Origin of the sequence: Catellatospora sichuanensis (genome assembly GCF_007483665.1) — a bacterium.
In the GTDB taxonomy this organism is placed as follows: domain Bacteria; phylum Actinomycetota; class Actinomycetes; order Mycobacteriales; family Micromonosporaceae; genus Catellatospora; species Catellatospora sichuanensis.
The window spans coordinates 294866-313586 of sequence record NZ_VIQO01000012.1; the positions used below are offsets into that span (position 1 = coordinate 294866).

The 18721-nt window shown below is 72.0% G+C and carries 14 protein-coding genes; 6 read left to right on the plus strand and 8 right to left on the minus strand.

Annotated elements, in window-relative coordinates; translation table 11 throughout:
* The first annotated feature begins 97 nt into the window (after nt 1-97).
* On the plus strand, nt 98-1279 hold the full coding sequence (locus FLL47_RS24615) for a serine hydrolase domain-containing protein (RefSeq protein WP_144122921.1): 1182 nt from the start codon (nt 98-100) through the stop codon (nt 1277-1279).
* A gap of 87 nt (nt 1280-1366) precedes the next feature.
* Here FLL47_RS24615 and FLL47_RS24620 read toward each other — a convergent pair whose 3' ends face one another.
* Entirely contained in the window at nt 1367-2806 is a 1440-nt protein-coding gene (locus FLL47_RS24620) for a PepSY-associated TM helix domain-containing protein (protein WP_246158538.1), read from the minus strand.
* A gap of 111 nt (nt 2807-2917) precedes the next feature.
* Nucleotides 2918-4276 carry a YibE/F family protein gene (locus FLL47_RS24625; RefSeq protein WP_246158540.1) on the minus strand — a complete coding sequence of 453 codons (1359 nt, stop codon included), beginning with the start codon at nt 4274-4276 and terminating at the stop codon, nt 2918-2920.
* 385 nt (nt 4277-4661) lie between these two features.
* On the opposite strand from FLL47_RS24625, the gene FLL47_RS24630 reads away from it, so the two are divergent.
* The 3 genes from FLL47_RS24630 to FLL47_RS45005 all read left to right on the plus strand — a co-directional run bounded on the left by FLL47_RS24630 (nt 4662) and on the right by FLL47_RS45005 (nt 10299).
* Complete coding sequence (locus FLL47_RS24630) at nt 4662-5876, plus strand: low temperature requirement protein A (protein ID WP_186315892.1); 1215 nt, start codon at nt 4662-4664, stop codon at nt 5874-5876.
* A 168-nt stretch (nt 5877-6044) separates the two neighbouring features.
* Nucleotides 6045-8207 carry a DEAD/DEAH box helicase gene (locus FLL47_RS24635; RefSeq protein ID WP_144122924.1) on the plus strand — a complete coding sequence of 721 codons (2163 nt, stop codon included), beginning with the start codon at nt 6045-6047 and terminating at the stop codon, nt 8205-8207.
* A gap of 343 nt (nt 8208-8550) precedes the next feature.
* Nucleotides 8551-10299: a protein kinase domain-containing protein gene (locus FLL47_RS45005; RefSeq protein ID WP_342780350.1), complete on the plus strand. Its 1749-nt coding sequence runs from the start codon at nt 8551-8553 to the stop codon at nt 10297-10299.
* A gap of 16 nt (nt 10300-10315) precedes the next feature.
* Here FLL47_RS45005 and FLL47_RS24645 read toward each other — a convergent pair whose 3' ends face one another.
* The 4 genes from FLL47_RS24645 to FLL47_RS24660 all read right to left on the minus strand — a co-directional run bounded on the left by FLL47_RS24645 (nt 10316) and on the right by FLL47_RS24660 (nt 13983).
* Nucleotides 10316-11260, minus strand: coding sequence for a hypothetical protein (locus tag FLL47_RS24645; protein WP_144122925.1), 945 nt, complete (start codon nt 11258-11260; stop codon nt 10316-10318).
* The gene (locus FLL47_RS24650; RefSeq protein ID WP_144122926.1) at nt 11257-11748 is read right to left on the minus strand and encodes a hypothetical protein; all 492 of its coding nucleotides are present in this window, start codon (nt 11746-11748) and stop codon (nt 11257-11259) included. Before FLL47_RS24650 ends, FLL47_RS24645 begins: the two co-directional genes overlap by 4 nt.
* 3 nt (nt 11749-11751) lie before the next feature.
* On the minus strand, nt 11752-12972 hold the full coding sequence (locus tag FLL47_RS24655; RefSeq protein WP_144122927.1) for a macrolide family glycosyltransferase: 1221 nt from the start codon (nt 12970-12972) through the stop codon (nt 11752-11754).
* Between the two features lie 252 nt (nt 12973-13224).
* Nucleotides 13225-13983 carry an SDR family oxidoreductase gene (locus FLL47_RS24660; RefSeq protein ID WP_144122928.1) on the minus strand — a complete coding sequence of 253 codons (759 nt, stop codon included), beginning with the start codon at nt 13981-13983 and terminating at the stop codon, nt 13225-13227.
* Nucleotides 13984-14190: 207 nt separating this feature from the next.
* On the opposite strand from FLL47_RS24660, the gene FLL47_RS24665 reads away from it, so the two are divergent.
* On the plus strand, nt 14191-14352 hold the full coding sequence (locus tag FLL47_RS24665) for an LPXTG cell wall anchor domain-containing protein (RefSeq protein WP_144122929.1): 162 nt from the start codon (nt 14191-14193) through the stop codon (nt 14350-14352).
* Here the strand turns inward: FLL47_RS24665 and FLL47_RS24670 are convergent.
* Together FLL47_RS24670 and FLL47_RS24675 are read right to left on the minus strand one after the other, a co-directional pair.
* Complete coding sequence (locus FLL47_RS24670; protein WP_425457756.1) at nt 14327-15286, minus strand: hypothetical protein; 960 nt, start codon at nt 15284-15286, stop codon at nt 14327-14329. The two genes, FLL47_RS24665 and FLL47_RS24670, sit on opposite strands and share 26 nt — an antisense overlap.
* Nucleotides 15287-15531: 245 nt before the next feature.
* Nucleotides 15532-16200, minus strand: coding sequence for a DUF4328 domain-containing protein (locus tag FLL47_RS24675; protein WP_144122930.1), 669 nt, complete (start codon nt 16198-16200; stop codon nt 15532-15534).
* Between the two features lie 564 nt (nt 16201-16764).
* On the opposite strand from FLL47_RS24675, the gene FLL47_RS24680 reads away from it, so the two are divergent.
* Entirely contained in the window at nt 16765-18681 is a 1917-nt protein-coding gene (locus FLL47_RS24680; protein ID WP_144122931.1) for a toprim domain-containing protein, read from the plus strand.
* Nucleotides 18682-18721 lie beyond the last annotated feature (40 nt).

Here is an 18721-nt window from a genome sequence, read left to right on the forward strand (position 1 = left end):
CAGGTCCTCCCGCGGACCGAGGAACGGGTCCCTCGCCCGGCTGACGGCACCGGCGCGCGGATGGGGCAGCATGACATTTGTCCAAAGGGGAGGAATGATGTCCATAACGCCCATCCGTGCCGCCCTCGGCACCGCCGTCGCTCTGATTCTGCTGGGCGGCGCCGCACCCGCCGGCGCCGCCACGGGCGCGACCCTGCGCCCCCAACTGGAAGCGATCACCGCGGCCGGCATGCCCGGAGTGTTCGCCCAAGCCGTCAACGGCTTCCGCCGGCACTCCGCGGCCGCCGGAGTCGCCGACGTCACCACCGGCGCACCCACCCGGCCCGACATGCGGCACCGCGTCGGCAGCATCACCAAGACCTTCACCGCGACCGTCTTGCTCCAGCTCGCCGGAGAGGGCCGGCTGAGGCTCGACGAGCCTGTCGGCCACTACCTGCCGGCGTACGCCGTCGACGGGGTCACCGTCCGGATGCTGCTCAACCACACCAGCGGGATCGCCGACTACGACCACGTCATCTTCGCCACCGATGCCTTGCTGGAGGCCAACCGCCACCGCACGTTCACACCGGCCGAGCTCGCCGCGGTCGGGCTGGGCCAGCCCGCCACGGGCACTCCGGGCGCGGCCTGGTCCTACTCCAACACCAACTACGTGCTCGCCGGAATGATCCTGGAAAGAATCACCGGGCGGTCGGTGGCGTACGAGATCACCAAGCGGATCATCCGGCCGCTGGGCCTGCGCCACACCTACCTGCCCGGCACCGGCATCCGTATCCACGGCCCGCACGCCGCCGCCTACATCCCCTGGTACGACGGCATACTGCTCGACTTCGCCGACTACAACATGTCCTGGGCGTGGGCCGCGGGTGAGCTGGTCTCCACGACCGGCGACCTCAACACGTTCTACCGGGCGCTGCTGACCGGCAAGCTGCTGCGGCCCGCCCAACTCGCCGAGATGCAGACGACCGTGCCGTGGGTGCCCGGCGCGCCGGAGTACGGCGGGTACGGCCTCGGCCTGTACTCGAACGCGCTGCCGTGCGGGCTGGTCTGGGGGCATGACGGCCTCGTGCTCGGCCACGCCACCATCTCCTGGCACAGCCCCGACGGCCGCCGCCAGACCACCGTCGCACAGAACATGACCCACTACGTCGCGCCCGGGCAGCCCGACCCGATCGCGGACGCCACGATCGCCATGCTGACCGCGCAGCTGTGCGGCGAGCAGGTGGCCACGGCCCGCGCAGGCGTATGCCCACACCTCGCCGATCTCGCCTTCCGCCGCTGAGTGCGCGCCGACGCGGCACGGGTTCCGTGCCGCGTCGGCGTTTCCGCGGCTGCCGACCGCATGCTGTGACGTCCTGGGGCCACCGCTCTACGAAAGCACCTTTCGACCCGATCGGCGCCGGGTCACGGCCCCGGCGACGGCGTCGAGGGCGAGGAAGCCGAGAAGGGTCCAGCCCAGCAGCGGCAGGGCCCACCCGACCGCCACGGCGACCGACCCGGCGAGCACCAGGGCAGGCGCGGGGAGGTGGCGCCAGGTTCCACGCGCCGGTGGCGCGCCCAGCGCCGGGCGGGCCGCGTCGCGAGTGGGGCGCCGACGCCACCACATGCGATAGCCCCACACGAGGACGGTGATGAGCCCTGTCGCGACGAGGGCCAGGGCGATCTGGTTGGCGAGGCCGAACAGCGCGCCCATGTGCACCTGGATGCCGATCGTGGTGAGCTTGGACAGCAGCGGCTGGTCGGCCCAGCGGACGGCGTCGATGACCTGCCCGGTGCTCGGATGGACGGCGATCTTGTCCTTGTGCAGGGGCCAGGTGTTGTCGATCTGTTCGACGGTCCAGGCCTGCCCGGCATCGCCGGGGGTGATGGTGGTCGGCCCGGTCAGCCCGGCTGTCGCGGCTGCGGCGGCGATCGCGTTCAGGTCGGCGCCGGTGTCGCCGCCGGTGGTGCCGCCGCCGTGGTGTCCGCCCGGGTCGGGCGGTGTCGTGCCGTCGAGTCCGGTGTGCAGCGGGACGGCGTCGGAGTTGAGGGCGGAGCGCAGTGCCCCGAAATTTGCTCCGGCGTACTGGGACCAGGTCAGGCCGGTGGCGGACAGGGTCAGCAGGAATGCGGCGAGCCAGATGCCGGTGGCGGCGTGCAGCGAGCGGGTGCGGCGTACGCCCTTGGCTGCGCGTTCGGGCAGGAGCAGGCGGCGTGCGGTGCGGCGGCCGCGCTGGTGCCGCCACCAGAGCACGACGCCGCCGAGGACGAGCGCCCAGAGCCAGGAGGCGGCGAGTTCGGAGTAGAGGCGTCCGGTCTCGCCGAGGTTGAGGTTGGCGTGCATCTGGTCGAGCCAGGTGGTGACGGGGGTGGCGCCGAACCAGGTGGTGAGCACGCCGCGGACCTGTGCGGTGTAGGGGTCGATGTACACCGTCCGCTGCTTGTCGCCCAGTTCGGGCAGGCTGAACTCGACCTTGGTGGTCGCGTCGGGGGTGCCGGGGAGGTGCACGGCGACCAGGGTGCCGCCGGGCACGACCTGTCGGGCGGCGGTGACCTGCTGGGCCAGGGGCACGCGTGCGGTGGCCACGGTGTCGACGTGCAGTTGGTCGTGGTAGGCGATCTGATCGATTTGCGGGGTGAACGCGTACAGCAGGCCGGTGAGCGCTGCGAGCAGCAGGAAGGGTGCGACGAGGAGGCCGGCGTAGAAGTGCATCCGGCGTAGCAGCGGCCCGAATCCGCTGTACAGGGCTGATCGGGCCGCGGGTTCGGGGGCGTGTTCGGCGGGTTCTGTGCGTGGTGCTGCCGAGGTGGGGCTGGTCGTGGTGGTCATGGCGGGCTCCATCCGGCGGGCGTCCCTGGGCGGCGCCGGCCAGGGTGTGGAGCCCACTGGTCGCGTAGTATGCGGCGTTAGTTCCCTTAAGTCGAGATTTAAGGGTGCGGGTCAGGCCGGTCGGCCGGGCTCCGCCCACGCCTGCGGGTGCGGGTCTGCGCCGTCCTCGGCCGGCAGGCCCCACGCCTGCTCGAGCTCGTCGACCCGCCGAGGCCGCGCCCGTCGAGGTGCCGGCACGTCGCTCATCGACCCGCGGCTGACCAGTGCGGCCAGGGCCGTGGTGATCGGCACGGCGGCGATCAGGCCGATCGTGCCGACCGCCGAGCGCACGATCTCCTGCGCCAGGAACTCGTTGGTCAGCATCTCCCCCAGCGGCGCGCCGCCCGCGGTCAGCAGCAGCAGGGTGGGCAGCGACGCGCCTGCGTACGCCAGCACGATGGTGTTGATGACCGAGGTGATGTGCGCCCGCCCGACGCGCGACGCCGCCCGGTACAGGGCGGCGAATCCCAGTTTCGGGTTGGCGGCGGCGAGTTCGGTGACGGTGTAGGCCTGGGTGACGGTGACGTCGTCGAGCACGCCGAGCGCGCCGATGAGGATGCCTGCCAGCAGCAGGCCCGGCATGTTGATGTCGGCGTTGACGAATGTGACGTACAGCGACTCCTCGCTGGCCATGCCGGTCAGGTGCAGCAGCGACACCGACAGCGCCGACAGGCCGCCGGTCAGCGCCAGGGCGGTCAGCGTGCCCAGCACCGCCATCGAGGTGGGCGCGTTGATGCCGTGGGTGAGGTAGAGCACCACCAGCATGATCACCGCTGAGCCGACGATGGCGACCAGCAGCGGCGAGCTGCCCTGCAGGATCGCCGGGACGACGAACATCAGCAGCACGGCGAAGGTGAATGCGAGCCCGACCAGCGCGAAAACGCCGCGCCAGCGCCCGAACGCGATCACCGCCCCCGCGAACGCCAGCGCCAACGCCCACAGGCCGCCGGTGCGGTCGTGGTCGACGATCTCGTAGTTGATCACGCCCGGCTGGTCGAACGCCTCGGTCTCCATGACGAGGACCTTGTCGCCGGCCTCGACCTCCGGTGCGCCCGGACCCGACGGGATCGAGGTCGTGACAGCCTTGCCGTCAGCCAGCCGCACGACCACCTCGCCGCACACCGGTGGTGCGGTCTGCTCAGGGGTCTGCACCGGCGGCTCGGCGGCATCGGCACAGTCGATGACGCGCACGGACGCCACGACGCCGTCGTGGTTGACCGCCCCGGCCCACGGCTCTGACTTGAGGTCGCCGGGCCACAACAGGATCAATCCGACAATTGTCGCCACGGCGGCCGGAATCAGCGCGGCCAACGTCAGCCGGGTGGCCCGCCGACTCACCGGAACGCCGGCGTGGGAGTGCGAGTGGGAGTGCTGGGCGTGTTCGTGCCCGGGGTCACCGGCGAAAGCGCCCAGGTCGTGCGAGGGGGTCACCGGAGGCTCCTCGGCGGTTCGGCGGCCGCGATGCCCGGGGCAGGGCAAGGCGGCGTCGCTGTCAACGTCCGGACAAGTAAACCACGCAGGTCAGGGTGGTGCTCATGGCGAGAAGACGCGGTGGCCACGCCCCACGCACTCGGTGCGCTGGGGCAGCGGTGACGGCGTCCCGGGCACCGACAAGGATCAGCAACCCGCCCGGGCGGCTCATGCCCACCTCCCCGTGGCGTCAGAGGCACGTCCTTCCGGAGGCGCGTCGCCGGCACAACAGCCGCCCGGCCATGGGCCGGCCGCGCGAGACAGTCCGATGTGGGCGAGTAAGGAAGTTGTCGGGCGGGCCGCAGGCCCATAGCGTTTGCCGGGCAGCCTCACCACAGGGAGCCATGTGAACCCCCCACCGCTCACCGCAGATCCCGTCGTCGACACCCCCGCCGCCCCGGCCGCCCCCCACGAGGAGCAGCGTGTCGCCTGGGCCGAGCTGTTCTTCGACCTGATCTGGGTATTCGCGATCACGCAGATCACCACGACCCTGGCCGGTGCGCACAGCGCGGGCGAGGCGGCCCGTACGCTGCTGCTGTTCCTGCCGCTGTGGTGGGGCTGGGTCGGCACGACGCTGGTGGCGAACCTGGCCGGCAGCCGCGTCGACCGGGCCGCGGGCCGGCTCGTGCTGTTCGGCGCCGCCGGCTGCGGACTGCTGGTGTCGGTGTCGATCGCGCAGGCGTACGGCGACCACGCCGTCCTGTTCGCCGTCGCGTACGCCGTGCTGCGCCTCGTGCTGTGGGCGGTCCGCAGCGGACTGGACGGCGCGCCCCGGCGGCCCACGCTGGAGCCGTTCGCGGTCGCCCTGTTCGTCAGCGCCCCGCTGTACCTGGCCGGCGCCGTGCTCGGCGGGCCGTGGCAGACCGCGCTGTGGGCGGCCGCCGCGCTCATCGAGCTCAGCAGCCCGCGGCTGCTGCGCCGGCGGCTGAGCGGGATGCGGTTCGAGACCGCGCACCTGCCCGAACGGTTCGGGCTGGTGCTGATCATCGCGTTGGGCGAGACCGTGGTCGCCACCGGCAACCAGGCCGCCGCGGGCCGCCTCGGCACGCCGGAACTGGCCGCGCTGCTGCTCGCGTTCACTCTGATCGTGCTGCTGTGGTGGACGTACTTCCACTACGGCGCGCCCGCGGTCCGGCACAGCCTGGAGCACACGCCCGCGCAGTCCCGCATCGTCACCGACGTGTTCAGCTACGCTCACCTCGGCTACGTCATCGCGATCGTGTTGGTCGCGGTCGGCCTGAAGAAGCTGCTCGCCCATCCCCTGGGCGTGCCGCACAGCCTGCCCGAGCTGCTGCTGGCACCCGGTGTCGCGCTGTACCTGTGGGGATTCTGCTACGCCCGCTGGCGCATGTTCGGCGCGGCGACCCTGCAGCGCGTCGCCGCCGCGGTCGCCTGCTGCGTTCTCGCCGTGGCGGCCGTCGTGCTCCCGATCGCAGCGACGGCCGCGCTGCTGGTCGCCGTCCTGCTCGCGCTCAACGGGTTCGAGGCCTGGCTCATCCGCACCCACCGGCCCCTGCCGCTGCTGCGGCTGCCCCGCAGCCGCGTCACCACGGAGAGCTGAACCCGACCTCGCGGCAGCCGTGGGGCGTGACGGTGCGGCCCGGTGGGCATGAGGACGTCGGACAGCCTGCCGGCAGGCCACGAGGGTCCGATACCGAGCGACCCGTGCTGCCGCAAGAATCCAAGGTCCGCGCCCCGCCCGGTGCGGCCGGTGTGAAAGGAGGTCACGATGGTCGCCGCTGCCCGCAGCCCGCAGGCGCGTGCCCTGGTCGCCGACGCAGCGGACACGCAGCGGACCGCCCGGACACTGCTCGACGCCGAGCAGCACCTCGTCACCGAGATCCGTGAGCTCGCCACCGGCCACCGCCGGCAGCTGCTCGACGAGCGCCTGCATCGGGCCGACATCTCGCGGCTGCGGGAGGCGGCCGGCGGCCGGTTGCGCCTCGGGCCGCTGCAGGCGGCCGGGTTCACCACCGTAGGTCAGCTCATCGCCCGACGCCACCAGCTCCACCAGTACCCCGGCATCGGGCGCACGACCGTCACCCAGCTCGAGGCGGCCATCGAGGCCCTGGCCGAAGCCGTCGAGGCCGACACGGTGCTGCGCCCCGACCCCGACCGCCGCTCGCCGGCCGACACCCACCTGCTGCGCTCGCTGCACCGGCTGGCCGTCGTGCGGCGACGGGTGCGGCCCGTGCTCGGCCGAGCCGGCGAGCTGCACGACGCCATCGCCGGCAGCATCGACGGCGCCCGGCGCGCCAACAGCCGCTGGCGCGGCCTGTTCCGCGGCCGCCAGGGCCGCCAGGCCGATCGCGAGGCGCTGGCCTCGCTCGAAACGGCCCTGCACTCGCCGCGGCTCGACACCGCCCGCACCAGGGTGGTCGCGGCCGCGACGGCGCTGACGCGAGAGCCGACCGACAAGCAGTTGTGGCAGAAGTACCAGGCCGACGCCGCGACCTACCTGACGTTGCTGGCCGAGGTGACCGGCCGGGAGACCGGCGGGCAGGGCCCGGCCGAGCACCTGCCGTCCGACGACGCGGCCCGCATCGACGAGTTGCGCCTGGACACCAGCCTGCTGAATTCCACGCTGCGTGGCTACCAGTCGTTCGGCGCCCGGTTCATGCTCGCGCAGCGCCGCGTGATCCTCGGCGACGAGATGGGCCTGGGCAAGACCGTCGAGACGCTCGCGGCGATGTGCCACCTGGCCGCCCAGGGCGAGCGGCACTTCCTGGTGGTCTGCCCGCCGAGCCTGGCCGGCAACTGGATGCACGAGATCCGGCGCCACTGCAAACTCGTCCCCCGTCTGCTCTACGGCGGCGACGTCGCCAAGGCGAACGCCGTCTGGCGTGCGCAGGGCGGCGTCGGTGTGACCACGTACACGGCGCTGGACCGGCTGGACCTGAACGGCGTCAAGGTCGCCATGGCCGCGTTCGACGAGGCTCACTACATCAAGAACCCGGAGGCCAGGCGCACCCGGCAGAGCCGCCGCCTCATCGAGCGGGTCGAGCGGGTCGCGCTGCTGACCGGCACCCCGCTGGAGAACCGGGTGGCGGAGTTCGCCGTGCTCACCGAACACGTCAACCCCGACATCGCCCGGCAGGCCGCCGCGGCGCCGTCGGCCGACGCGTTCCGCCACGCCATCGCACCGGCGTACCTGCGCCGAAACCAGTCCGACGTGCTCGCCGAACTGCCCGCCCGGATCGAGAACGTGCTGCCGGTGACGTTGGCCCCGGACGAGGTCAGCGCCTACCGCAAGGCCGTCTGGGAGGGGCACTTCATGACCATGCGCCGGGCCACGTTCGGCGACCCGGCGCGGACCTCGACCAAACTCGACCACATCCGCGAGATAACCGATGAGGCGCTCGCCGAGGGGCACAAGGTCGTCGTGTTCTCGTACTTCCGCGACGTGCTCACCGCGGTCGCGGAGACGCTCGGCAAGCGGGCGCACGGCCCGCTCACCGGATCGACGCCTCCGCTGCAGCGCCAGCAGGTCATCGACGCGTTCACCGCCAGCCGGAAACCATCCGTGCTGGTCAGCCAGATCGAAGTGGGCGGCGTCGGGCTGAACCTGCAGACCGCCTCGGTGGTGATCCTGGTCGAGCCGCAGTGGAAGCCCAGCACCGAGGAGCAGGCGATCGCCCGCTGCCACCGGATGGGCCAGGTCCGGCCGGTGCAGGTCTTCCGGCTGATCGCCGAGGACACCGTGGACACCAGCGTGCGCGAACTGGTCGCGGCCAAAGCCGCGATCTTCGACGAGTACGCCCGGCGCAGCGCGTTCAAGGACGCGAACGCGCAGGCCGTCGATGTGAGCGACAACGACAGCACACGCGCTGCCACCGAGCGTTTGATCATCGAGAAGGAGCGGGCGCGCCTGCGGGACCAGGGCGACGAGTAGCCGACCGGCAGCGCATCGCCGACACCGGCTTCGAGGCGTCGGCAAGCGGCGAGATTCTCTATTGGGCACAGGGCACAGGCGACCCGCAGCAGGCGGTCGCCGCCTGGATGACAGCCCCGGCCACCGCGCGATAATCAGCGACTGCCGCCTCACCCACGTCGGCACCGCGGCCCGCTCCGCGGGCGGCGAATACGCGGCAGTGGCCGACTTCGCGGCACCGTGACGGTCGACTCGACCACCTGATGTCCGTCGACGGCACCCGCGCCGAAGATCACGACCAAGGGACGTACCCAACTGCGAGTCGGGATTGGCTCTGGTGTTCTGGCCTGCGAAGGTGGTCGCGTTGGTCCGTGCAGGAACGGTGCTCGCCGAACGGTATCGGCTTGAGCAGCGCGTCGGCAGCGGCGGCATGGGTGAGGTGTGGCGGGCCTTCGACGAGGTGCTGGGCCGCACCGTCGCGGTCAAATGCCTGCTGGATGCGCGGCCGGACGACCCGAGCTTCGTCGCCCGGTTCCGGGCCGAGGCGCGCATCATGGCCACGATCAGCCACCACGGGGTGGTGGAGGTGCACGACTTCGGCGACGACCCGGCTGTGGGCGTGTACCTGGTCATGAAGTACATCGAAGGCGAGTCGCTGGCGCAGACCCTGGCCCGGGTCGGACGGCTGAGCGCCGAGGCGACGATGCGGCTGGTCGCCGAGGCCGCCGCGGCGCTGCACGCGGCCCACGAGAAGGGCGTGACCCACCGCGACATCAAGCCCGGCAACCTGCTGCTGCGTACCGACGGCAGTACCATGGTCACCGACTTCGGCATCGCCCGGTCGGCCGGTGCGACCGGGCACACCGCGACCGGATCACTGGTCGGCACCGCCGGATACCTGGCACCTGAGCGGGCGATGGGCCAACCGGCCACCCCCGCGTCGGACATCTATGCGCTGGGCATCGTGGCCTACCGATGCCTGGCGGGCCGGCTGCCGTTCGCCGGGGACAGCATGGTCGAGCTGGCGCTGCGCCATGTCCACGACGAACCCCCGCCGCTGCCGCCGGACGTGCCGGCCGGTGCACGAGCGGTCGTCGAGCGGGCGCTGGCCAAGGACCCGGCGATGCGCTGGCCCTCCGCCACCGTGATGGCCCTCGAGGCGCGACGCGCGTCGGCGCAGGATCCGCTCCAGGACCGGTCCGCGGCGGCATCAGCGCTGCCCGTGACGGCAGCGGCACCGACCCGGCCCCAGGCCGTGGTGCCGGTGCCGACCAGCAGCCAGCCCGTTGCCGGCAGGCGCCGTGGCCGGCGACTGCTCGTCCCCGCGATCGTCGGCCTGGCCATCGCGGTCGCCGCGGCAGCCGCGATCGTCCTCAACCGTCCCTCCGACCCACCACCCCAGACCCTCATGACGAGCCCGGGCCTCAGCACCCCGAGTCCTGCCGGAAACGGTGACGCCGTGATTCCGCCGGCGAGTCCGAGTGCCACGAGTCCGGTCCCGAGTTCCGTCCCGGGTTCCGGCGCCCCGAGCCCGAAGGCGAGCGCCCGCAACACGTCGCTCACGGCGCCTAACAACCTCACGGCGACACCGATCAGCGCCGGCACTATTCGGCTGCGCTGGAGGGACAGGTCGTCCGGTGAAGGCGGCTTCACCATCATCAACGGCAATACGTCGAGGAACGTCGCCGCGAACACGACCGCGTACGACTGGACCGGGCTGGCGCCTGCCACCCACTCGTGCTTCAAGGTCCGCGCGTACGACTCGTCCGGCGTCTCGGCCTACCACCCGGCCGCGCAGCTCGACTGGGTCTGTGCCACCAGCCTGTCCGGCTCGGGACCGGCGGCGCCCACGGGCCTGAGCGCGACAGCGGTCGGCACCGGGACCGTCCGTCTGCAGTGGACCGACAGGTCGCCGGACGAGGACGGTTTCACCGTCACCAACGGTGCCACGTCGAGGAATGTCGGTGCCGACACGACGACGCTGAACTGGGACGGCGTGGCCCCCGGTACGCACACGTGCTTCAAGGTCCGCGCGTTCCACTCCGCTGGCGTCTCGGCCTACGACCCGCCCGCGCAGAGCGATTGGGTCTGCATCACCACACCGGCCACATAGTCCGTGCGGCGTCGGATCAGGCCGGCGGGCTCCCGGGTTCCGCGGTGGCGCGGACGCTGTCGCGGATCAGCGCGATCACGGTGTCGGCGGTCCGGTCCAGGTGGCTGCGGCCGTCGGGCAGGCGGGCCTGTGGGCTGATGTAGCTGCGCGGTCCCACGTGGGTGGCCGGGTCGAGCCAGTGCACCGTGACCTTGCGTGCCCGGACGGCCCGGTTCCACCCGCTCCAGCGGAACAGCGGCCACCGCTGCGGGAAGATCCACATGCCGGCTCGCTCGATCCAGTCGTCGGCAGCGGTCAGCCGGTGGAGGTGCCGGGCGTGGCTGATGTCGTTGGCGCCGTTGTAGAACCCGCCGAGAGTCATCAGCCAGAGCGGGCAGCGCAGCTCGGACCACAGTTCTTCCACCGCGCCGGTGGCGACCTGGGCGCCGCCGCTGTAACTGAGCAGCACCACGGGGATACCGCTGTCGGGCCGGTAGCCGCCGAGCCGGAGCTGCGTGGCGATCTGCGAGCCGACGGCACGGTTGTACAGGGGACGGTACCGGCGGTCGGCGGCCACGAAGATCTGCATCACGTTGTGCAGGAACAGCACCAGCCCGATGCGGCGGCGCAGCCATATCCACACCGGCCGGTTGGCGAGTGGATTGGCCAGCGGAGAGTAGGGCTGCACCTGGCCCAGCACCCTGAGCTCCGGCGCCTTGCTCAGCAGGGATTTGACCAGCTGGCCGCCGTCACGGGTGTCCTGGAAGCGGCGCTTGCCGATGCCGTCCAGGTAGACCAGGTAGGCGTCCGGCGGGCGGTCCGCGTCCGCGCCCCGGGCGTAGGGCACGCGGGTGGGCAGCTCGGTGGTGGGAGTCCGCCAGCCTGCGGCATAGGCCAGCACCTCGTAGCGGGCGAGCAGGGCTTCGGCGAGCAGCACCGGCCCGATCCCGAGGAGCAGCAGCAGGAGCGCGAACTCGATCATGTGAGCGGCGCCGGTGCGCTGGTCCTGTTGAGCCTGGCAACCAGGCGGCGGACGCCCTCGACGGCGACACCGAGCGCGACCCCCGCGACGGCGACGCAGCCTGCGGCTTCCCACCAGCCGATCCCGGCCACCGGGACGAGCGCGGTGGCGAGGCCCGCTCCCACACCCACCATGAGCAGCAGGTGCAGCAGCGGTCCGAGCAGCGGGAACGCGAGGATCGCGGCGAGCAGCAGCGGGGCGGCCAGGCCGGGTGTCCAGACCAGCACGCCCTCACCGGTCGGAGAGGTGGGCAGCACCAGCTCGGCGAGCGTCCATGCGGTCAGCGGCCAGAGCGCGAACACTGCGGCGTCGACGAAGGCGCCGGCCACCACCAGCCACATCGCCCGGGTCTGCGATACGCCGGACAGGCGTGCCACCACGGGCAGGAGACGACCGATGGCCTCGGACAGGCCGGCGAGCAGCAGCACGACGGCGACGAAGGGGGTCACCGGTCAGCCCTGCGACGTCAGCTTGGCAGCGCCCGGCCTGGTGACGCCGGTCTGCCGCAGAAGACGTTCGAGTTCATCGGCGGCACGCGGATAGCCGCTCGCCTGACGCTGGGCGTCTTGCAGGGTGCTCACGGCGGCCTGGAAACGGGGCTCACCGAGCAGGCGTTCGGCGAGGGCGCGCACGGTCTGCACGTCGGCGTCCTCGGTGCGGATGGACAGGCCGGCCTCGAGTTCGACGATGCGGCGGGCCACCAGCGCCTGGTCGGCGCCCTGTGGGACGGCCAGCATCGGGACGCCGGAGTACAGGGCCTCGTTGACGCTGTTGACCCCGCCGTGGGTGATGAACAGCGCGGCGCGGGCCAGCACCTCCAGCTGCGGCACGGAGCCGTGGGCGATCACATGGGCCGGCAGCGGACCGAGTTCGGCGGGGTCGGTGTGTCCGGTGGCGACGACCACGGTGCCGCCCAGCGGGGCGAGCGCGTCGGCGAAGCTGCGCAGCAGCCGGGGCCCGGCGTCGAACACCGTGCCCATGGAGACGTACAGCACTGGATCGCGCAGCCGGTCGAGCGGGAACGACGAGTCGGCCGGGCGGGCGCCGATGCTCGGTCCGACGAACCGGTAGGACTGGTCGAAACCGGCGGCATCGGGATGGAACGCCCGCGAGGTGTATACCAGGTTGAGCGGTTGGCGGATGTCGGCCAGGTCGATCAGGGGCACGCCACGCACGTCGTACCGGCGGCGCAGTTCCCAGCGCGACCTCAGGTAACCCCACGCGCTGCGGGGTCTGGCCGCCGCTGCGGCGAGCAGCCCCCAGGACGCGCGGGTGGGGCTGGGCACGTGCCGGTTGAACGCGAACGTCGTGAACGACGACGCGGCCGGCACGTCGAGTTCCCGGGCCGCCACCGGCCCCCACAGACAGGCGGAGTCGTGCACGATCAGGTCGGGCCGGGCGCGGCCCAGGTCGGTGAGGACACCGGGCAGCACCTGCACCGCGGTCCGCGCCAGTTGCTCCATCAGCGTGACCGCACTCGGCGGGCCGGAAAGCGGTATCTCGTCCCCGGCGTAAAGGAACACCTTCGCGCCGGTGGCCGCGATCTCGTCGGCGTAGGCGGGCGTCGTGTGGTACGTGACGGAGTGGCCACGACGGACGAGCTCGGCCGCGAGCGGCAGCGTCGGGTTGATGTGACCGTGCATGCCGATGTTGAGGAACGCGACTGCGCTCATCGGCCGGCCTCGGCCGGGGAGGGAGTCAGTGTCCGGCACCCTGTGGCGATCATGATCCGCTTCACCTCCGCGACAGATCATCGCGCTCGTTCGCGGCCAGTATCGCAGCCCCGGATGATCCACTCGGCCGGGACCCCAGGCAGTGATCGAGGTCGTCGCCGCGCATGCAGGCATCTCACGGGCAGGGTGCGGTGCCCGGAGCAGTCCGGGCCAACCCGCTTCCGCGTACCCGGCGGGCCGGTCCCTCGGCCGTCAGAGCGCGCCGCCGTTGACCTGGATGACCTGGCCGTTGACCCAGTGACCGGCAGGACCGGCGAGGAACGCGACGACTTCGGCGATCTCTGCCGGCATGCCGAGACGGTTCGACGGAGCCTGGGCGGCCAACCGGGACAGGGTCGCCTCGTCCTTGCCCTCCAGGAACAGTTCCGTCGCGGTGGGGCCGGGCGCGACCGCGTTGACGGTGACGTTCCTGCTGCCCAGTTCCCGTGCCAGGATCAGCGTCAGCGCCTCGACCGCACCCTTGCTGGCGCTGTAGGCGCCATAACCGGGCATGGCCAGCCGCACCACCGCGGTGGAGAACGTGATGATCGCGCCGCCGTCGCGCACGCGCCGGGCGGCCTGCTGCGCCACCATGAACGTGCCCCGGATGTTGGTGCGGTACAGCTCGTCGAGCACCGCCAGGTCGAGCTCGGCGACCGTCGAGGTGCGTCCGAGTCCGGCGTGGGCAGCGGCATGGACGACCACGTCGACCCCGCCGTAGGTCGTCTCGGTGGTGTCGAACAGCGCGGCGACGGAGCCCTCGTCCGAGACGTCGGCACGCACACCGAGTGCCGTCCCGCCGGCCGCGGTGATCTCCTTGGCGACCGCGTCGGACTCGCCCTGGTTACGTGAGCTGACGACGACGGCGAATCCGCGGCCGGCCAGCAGACGTGCCGACTCACGGCCGATGCCGCGTGAGCCGCCGGTGACGACAGCCACCCCCAGCTGCGCGTCGTCCGCGTTGCTCGTCATGGCGTTGCCCCCGTTCTCCGCCCCGCCGCGGGGCGGCAGCACTGGTGACGGGCCGGGACGGTCCGTTATGTTCCTTTGGACCTTAACAAGCCGTGTGCCGGCCAGGTGCACTATGCCGCAGCAACGCCGTCGCGGCGGCGGCAATCGGGCCTATGCTGCAGGAACAGGGGGTGCGTCATGCCTGGTAGCGGTACACAGGGCAACGGAATGTCGACCGGAACCCGGCTGGCGATCTTCACCGTGCTCGCGGGCGCCACCGCGGCCGGGGTGGCGGGCGCGCTGCTTCGCCGAAACCGCCGCGAGACCGTCGTCGCCGAGAAGGACCTCGGACCCAAAAGCACCTTCACCGCCGCCTCCGCGCGGCGATGACCACGGCGACGGCAGCCGCCAGGCTGATCACCGCCAACGCCGCGAAGGCCAGCAACGTCTGCCCGTCGGGGTGGATCACCGACTGGCCCCGCTTGGCCTGCCAGGTGAGCACCACGAACCCTCCGGTGTAGCCGAGCCCGGCGACGCCCACCAGCCGAGCGCGGACCCGTTCGCCGGACAGCCGACCGTACCGGGTCGCCAGTATGCCCAGAATGGCCGTGACGAGCAGTAATACCTGGATGCCGTGCAGCCCGAAGAAGTGCGGCACACGCAGATCGCCGCCGGTCGTGCTCCAGTGGGTGACGGGCATACCGCTGCCGTCGGGATCGCCGATGCCGTGGCCACCGGTCATGGACACCGTGTGTCCGTTGGCGTCGGTCACCGTACGGGGCGTGGCACCGGAAGAGTTGCTGAGCCAAACGGCCACGACCATGCCGGCGACGGCAAGTCCGAGCCCGGCGCGCAGGGCGCGGGTCAGCGCGCGGTCGCCGGCGCGCTGGATCAGGAGCAGCACCGCGATGGCCAGGGTGGTCAGCAGCAGCGGCATGACGCCGAAGTTGAACACGGTCCGCACGGTCCGGGCGACCGGGTCGGTGTTGGCGTTGAAGTGGCTGAAGGTGCCGTGTGCGGCGGCGTAGGCGACGGCGGCGACGTCGAGCAGCCCGGCGACCGCGAAGACGGTGCCCAGCCACCACCCGAAGCGTCTGCCCTTGCGCAGCCTGCTGAGCAGCCATGCCAGCGTCAGGCCGTACACCCCCATCGCGAAGCCGAACTTCATCGGCTTCAGCCAGACCGATTCGCCCATGAGCAGGCGATCGTCGACGAACATGGCTACGGCGCACGCCAGCACCAGGGCGAACATGGACATCGCGTGCACCGTCAGCGGGCGATGCCAGCCGCGCATCGCGCTGACGGCTGTCGTGAGGATGGTCAAGGGATGCTCCCGAACGCGGCTCTTGATGGCTGGTTTCGTACGGCCTGGCCTTGCTGCCGCCGTACTTCCATCAGCCTCGCGGAGCAGGCCGCGCCGAACCATGCGGTCGACCCCCGGGTCCGCCCGGGGGTCTGCCCCCGCAAGCGCACCGCACGCGCCGGGCGGGTGTCAGAGGGATTTCGGCTGGGAAGGCGCGACGGGTGAGCCCGATGGACGTGGTCGAAGCACCAGCCGCTCGAGGATGGTCAACGCTGGGGAGGTGGCCCCTGGGTCGCGGCAGTCCGCTGCTGTGCCTGCGTGATCCGCCGCACCACGCGTGCGGCGAGAAACGCCGCGACCACGACCGTCACCGTTCCTGCCGTCCACAGCGGATAGGCCACGATGCGCATGTCCAATGCGGTCTTCTCGAACACGCCACCGTCCGAGGTGACGACGCCGTACAGCCGGATGAGTCCGTCGAGAAGCACCGCGAGCAGCACGCTCGCCCACCATCGGCCCACCGGGGCCGGATGCGCGCCATGGCCGCCGGCCCGCTGCACGTCCCGCACCACGAGGTAAGGAATGACCAGATTCGCCGCCGGAACGAACCATCCGCCGACCGCCCAGCCGGGTGCCCACACCGGCGCGCCACCCAGACGCTCCGCGTTGCGCCGCGCCCGGTGGAGCCAGATGATGAAGGCGGCGGCCGCGACGAGCAACCCGACGATCCACGACCGGTCGGCCACAGTGGTCGTCATGCCCCGCGGCAGCAGATGGTCGAGGAGTTCGTACACCATCAAGGCGGGCAGCACCGGATCGGTGTTGCCGTGCACCACCACCTCGATCCGGTGCTCGTAGTGTCCCACCGCGACGATCGTGCGCAGCACGTCGAGGACGGCCCACACCAGAAGCGCGGCCACTGCCAACCGGGCCACGCCGCGTCCCGTCCGCTGCCGGGCCCGGCAGGTCGCCCGGCGGTCGATGGCTGGTCGTCGGTTCCACAGGCGCTCATCCCTTTCGGAGGTCACCGGCGAGTATGCCCGGCCCGCGACGCTGACAGGCCCCGCGATCTTTGCGGCAGCGCGGCCAGGACCGGATCACGCGCCGGGATCACCTGCGCATGAAATCGCGGTCCTCGCCGTCCTGCTCGTGCCTGTCGGCGCAGTCGGCGCGGCCGGAATGTGGCGCACCCTGCACCCGGCGACGCCGCAACCCTAGGCTCCGACGCACTGTATGGAGCACAGCGGCGGCGACAACCGTTGCCCCGGCCGCTGACGGGCCGAACCAGCACGGCTACCGCTGTCGGACCCAGCGCTTAACCTCGATGTGAGTCGCTGTCCCGGCGGGCAACCGTGCTGGACACAGCGGCGGGCATTCGAGGCGCTGCCTGGCATCGGGACGGTGAAACCCATGGTCATTGCTCGATCGCTCCACCGACGCTCTCCTCACGCGGGCCGGCTCGAGATCGGCATCGCCGGGTCCCGGCGGGCAGGTGAACCATGACCACTCGGGTGCACCCGTCCAGCCGTGGCCTGCTCCACGCCACCATGCTCACCCTGCGGATGGCGGTCGCCGACCTCACCAGTACGCAGGCATGGAACCGCCTGCTCAGGGTCGCGGCCCGCCACCCGGGCCGCAGCGTCGACGAGGTCCTGCTGATCGCCCGGCAACGCCCGGACGCCACCGAGCTGGCCACTTACGACCAGTGGCGCGCACGAGGCGTCCACGTGCGCCGGGCCGAACGCGGCCTGGCACTGCTCCCACCGTCGGACGACTCCGGCGAGGCCTCCGACATCGTCAAAGTCTTCGACATCACACAGACCAACGCGGCGCCTTCACCACGGCCCCCCGCACCCGATCTGGTGCCCGTGGTCGCAGCGCTGGCGGCGCTGGCCGACGAGGCCGGGCTGACCGTGCGACTGCGCCAGGGACTCGTGACCGCGGTACGCACCGACGGCCACCGCCTCGACCTGGCCGCGAACCTGCCGATCTCCGCGACCGCCGGTCACCTGGTCCACCACCTGGCCCAGCGAACGCTGCCCGCAGGCCCGGCCCGCCACGTACAAGCCGCAGGCGTGGCCCAGATCATCGCCGGGCGATTCGGCCTGCAGCCACCCGACGTCACCGTGCCCGAGCCCCGCCGCTGGGCGGAGATCCTGGACCCGGCAGCTCCCGACCGCGCCATCGTCGCCACCGCTGCGGCGATCATCAGCGCTGCCGACGCCCTCACTGCCCGCCTCCGGCACGCGCTCGACCGGCCCACGGCGGCGCCGGTGCCACAGCGCCGTTCCGCCCATATCCCGGCGCCACGCCGCCCGGACCCGACGGCAGCCGCAGCGCCGAGCGCCGCAGACCGAACCGCCCTGTACGCCGCCAACGCCGCCGCCGCCGCGTTCTACGCCACCCACCTGCCCGCCAGCCGCGCCGCAGCCGCTTACCTGCGATCACGGGGCATCGCCGCGGCCGCTGACCCCGACAGCAGCTGGCAGCTCGGCGTCGCCCCGCCCGGCGGCGACGCCCTCCTGCAGCACCTCCGCGCACTCGGCTTCTCCCACCGCGTCCTGCTCGACGCAGGCCTGGTCGCCGCGAGCCGGCTCCACGGCGGTGGCCTGTACGACCTGTTCCGCGACCGGCTGATGTTCCCCATCCACGCCCCCGACGGGCAGATCGCCGGGTTCACCGGACGGGACCTGTCCGGGCACAGCAAGGCCAAGTTCTACAACACCCCCGCGACCTCGATCTTCCGCAAGAGCGAGCTGCTCTACGGCCTCGCACTGCAGCTGCGCGAGAACGGCCCCCCGACACAGTTCGTCGTCGTCGAGGGCCCGACCGACGCCATCGCCGCTCACCTGACCTACCGCGCCCTCGCCGGCGAGGGCGTCACCACCGTCGCCGTCGCCCCGTGCGGCACCGCGTTCACCGCGGCTCAGCTCGCCCTGCTCGCCGCCGGCGCCGGACCCGACACTTCGCTGATCATGTCGTTCGACGCCGACAATGCGGGCGCCAGAGCCCTGGACCGGGCCTACCCGCTGGCCGTCACCTGGCCGCACGGCCGAGTGCTGGGCACCGCACCGGCCGGGTGCAAGGACATCGCCGCGCTGCTGGCCGCCCGCGGCGCCGACGAGGCACTGCTGGACCTGCTCGCCGCCGAGCGGCCGCTGCCGCTGCTCGGCGTCGCGCAGGCGCTGGCCAAGGCCTTCCCCGAGGGCTTCCACTCCGACTGGCCGGAGGCCCGGGTCCGCGCCTGCCGCACGGTCGCCCCGTACCTGCTCGACGCGGTGCGCCACGGCGACGTCGATCTGCTGCTGCAGTCAGCGGCAGCGCAGCTGTCGCTGGCACCGCATGAACTCAGCCAAGGCGTGGCCCAGCACTACGGAAGCGACCGGCCTGATCTCGGAGCCGGACCACCTCGATAAGACGCTGGTCCGCGCTCTCGTTGGCGAGTGGCTGCTAGCG

Bases quoted from the DNA above. Each gene is read 5' to 3' on its own strand.
- FLL47_RS24615 (WP_144122921.1), top strand. From the start codon at position 98: ATGTCCATAACGCCCATCCGTGCCGCCCTCGGCACCGCCGTCGCTCTG.
- FLL47_RS24620 (WP_246158538.1), bottom strand. From the start codon at position 2,806: ATGACCACCACGACCAGCCCCACCTCGGCAGCACCACGCACAGAACCC.
- FLL47_RS24635 (WP_144122924.1), top strand. From the start codon at position 6,045: ATGGTCGCCGCTGCCCGCAGCCCGCAGGCGCGTGCCCTGGTCGCCGAC.
- FLL47_RS24645 (WP_144122925.1), bottom strand. From the start codon at position 11,260: ATGATCGAGTTCGCGCTCCTGCTGCTGCTCCTCGGGATCGGGCCGGTG.
- FLL47_RS24655 (WP_144122927.1), bottom strand. From the start codon at position 12,972: ATGAGCGCAGTCGCGTTCCTCAACATCGGCATGCACGGTCACATCAAC.
- FLL47_RS24660 (WP_144122928.1), bottom strand. From the start codon at position 13,983: ATGACGAGCAACGCGGACGACGCGCAGCTGGGGGTGGCTGTCGTCACC.
- FLL47_RS24665 (WP_144122929.1), top strand. From the start codon at position 14,191: ATGTCGACCGGAACCCGGCTGGCGATCTTCACCGTGCTCGCGGGCGCC.
- FLL47_RS24680 (WP_144122931.1), top strand. From the start codon at position 16,765: ATGACCACTCGGGTGCACCCGTCCAGCCGTGGCCTGCTCCACGCCACC.